This is a genomic window from Stenotrophomonas sp. Steno-C17 (assembly GCF_056393165.1).
The window spans coordinates 2,501-4,950 of sequence record NZ_JBWJPD010000034.1; the positions used below are offsets into that span (position 1 = coordinate 2,501).

Consider the following 2,450-nt stretch of genomic DNA (forward strand, 5'->3'; position numbering starts at 1 on the left):
TCATGCCCAGGGTGAAGGTGCGGTAACACGCACTGGAGGCCCGAACCCACTCCCGTTGCAAAGGTAGGGGATGAGGTGTGATTAGGAGTGAAAAGCTAATCGAACCCGGAGATAGCTGGTTCTCCTCGAAAGCTATTTAGGTAGCGCCTCATATGTATCCTCTCGGGGGTAGAGCACTGTTATGGCTAGGGGGTCATCGCGACTTACCAAACCATTGCAAACTCCGAATACCGAGACGGACTGTATGGGAGACACACGGCGGGTGCTAACGTCCGTCGTGAAAAGGGAAACAACCCAGACCCACAGCTAAGGTCCCAAATTTTGTGCTAAGTGGAAAACCATGTGGAAAGGCACAGACAGCCAGGAGGTTGGCTTAGAAGCAGCCACCCTTTAAAGAAAGCGTAATAGCTCACTGGTCGAGTCGGTCTGCGGGGAAGATTTAACGGGGCTAAGCACAGAACCGAAGCTTGGGGTGCATAACTTTGTTATGCGCGGTAGAGGAGCGTTCCGTAAGCCGTTGAAGGTGGATTGAGAAGTCTGCTGGAGGTATCGGAAGTGCGAATGCTGACATGAGTAACGATAATGCGGGTGAAAAACCCGCACGCCGAAAGCCCAAGGTTTCCTTGCGCAACGTTAATCGGCGCAGGGTGAGTCGGCCCCTAAGGCGAGGACGAAAGTCGTAGTCGATGGGAAGCAGGTTAATATTCCTGCACCTCGCGTAAGTGCGATGGAGGGACGGAGAAGGTTAGGTGTACCAGGCGTTGGTTGTCCTGGGGAAAGGCGGTAGGTTTGGATCTTTGGCAAATCCGGGATCCTTTAAGACCGAGCACCGAGACGAGCCTTTATGGCGAAGTCACTGATACCACGCTTCCAGGAAAAGCTCCTAAGCTTCAGCTTACGCAGACCGTACCGTAAACCGACACAGGTGGGTAGGATGAGAATTCTCAGGCGCTTGAGAGAACTCGGGTGAAGGAACTAGGCAACATGGCACCGTAACTTCGGGAGAAGGTGCACCCTTGGTGGTGGCTCATGCGAGCACAAGCTACCGAGGGTCGCAGTAACCAGGCCGCTGCGACTGTTTATCAAAAACACAGCACTCTGCAAACACGAAAGTGGACGTATAGGGTGTGACGCCTGCCCGGTGCTGGAAGGTTAATTGATGGGGTCAGCCGCAAGGCGAAGCTCTTGATCGAAGCCCCAGTAAACGGCGGCCGTAACTATAACGGTCCTAAGGTAGCGAAATTCCTTGTCGGGTAAGTTCCGACCTGCACGAATGGCGTAACGACAGCGGCGCTGTCTCCACCCGAGACTCAGTGAAATTGAAATCGCTGTGAAGATGCAGCGTTCCCGTGGCAAGACGGAAAGACCCCGTGAACCTTTACTATAGCTTTACACTGAACGTTGAGTTCGTCTGTGTAGGATAGGTGGGAGGCTATGAAACTGTGGCGCTAGCTGCAGTGGAGCCATCCTTGAAATACCACCCTGTCGTGCTTGACGTTCTAACCTGGGCCCATTATCTGGGTCGGGGACCGTGTATGGTGGGTAGTTTGACTGGGGCGGTCTCCTCCTAAAGAGTAACGGAGGAGCTCGAAGGTACGCTCAGCGCGGTCGGACATCGCGCACTGTGTGCAAAGGCATAAGCGTGCTTGACTGCAAGATCGACGGATCAAGCAGGTAGGAAACTAGGACTTAGTGATCCGGTGGTTCTGTATGGAAGGGCCATCGCTCAACGGATAAAAGGTACTCCGGGGATAACAGGCTGATACCGCCCAAGAGTTCATATCGACGGCGGTGTTTGGCACCTCGATGTCGGCTCATCACATCCTGGGGCTGTAGTCGGTCCCAAGGGTATGGCTGTTCGCCATTTAAAGTGGTACGCGAGCTGGGTTCAGAACGTCGTGAGACAGTTCGGTCCCTATCTGCCATGGGCGTTGGAGATTTGAGAGGGGCTGCTCCTAGTACGAGAGGACCGGAGTGGACGAACCTCTGGTGTTCCGGTTGTCACGCCAGTGGCATTGCCGGGTAGCTATGTTCGGAAGCGATAACCGCTGAAAGCATCTAAGCGGGAAGCGCGCCTCAAGATGAGATCTCCCGGGGCACAAGCCCCCTGAAGGAACCATGTAGACTACGTGGTTGATAGGTCAGGTGTGTAAGCGCAGCAATGCGTTGAGCTAACTGATACTAATGATCCGTGCGGCTTGACCATATAACCTCAAGTTGCCTTGGCTTTACGACAACGTCGTAAGAGCATCCAAGTGCACGCTACGTCACAAGAACTATGCGAGGCTGGCGCCTTGTCCCCCGGGACGAGTGCGACTCTCCAAAAGCCTCCCTGGTGAAATTAGCGCTGTGGAACCACCCGATCCCATCCCGAACTCGGAAGTGAAACGCAGCTGCGCCGATGGTAGTGTGGCTCAAGCCATGCGAGAGTAGGTCATCGCCAGGGTTTA

2 rRNA genes (1 of these 2 cut by a window edge) are annotated in these 2,450 nt (G+C 54.4%); both read left to right on the plus strand.

Going from position 1 to position 2,450, the window contains the following annotated elements:
* A 23S ribosomal RNA gene (locus AC06FA_RS19840) occupies positions 1–2,206 on the plus strand (it extends 674 nt beyond the left edge of the window).
* 125 nt (positions 2,207–2,331) lie between these two features.
* Positions 2,332–2,446: ribosomal RNA gene (gene rrf, locus AC06FA_RS19845) — 5S ribosomal RNA — on the plus strand.
* Positions 2,447–2,450: the final 4 nt, after the last annotated feature.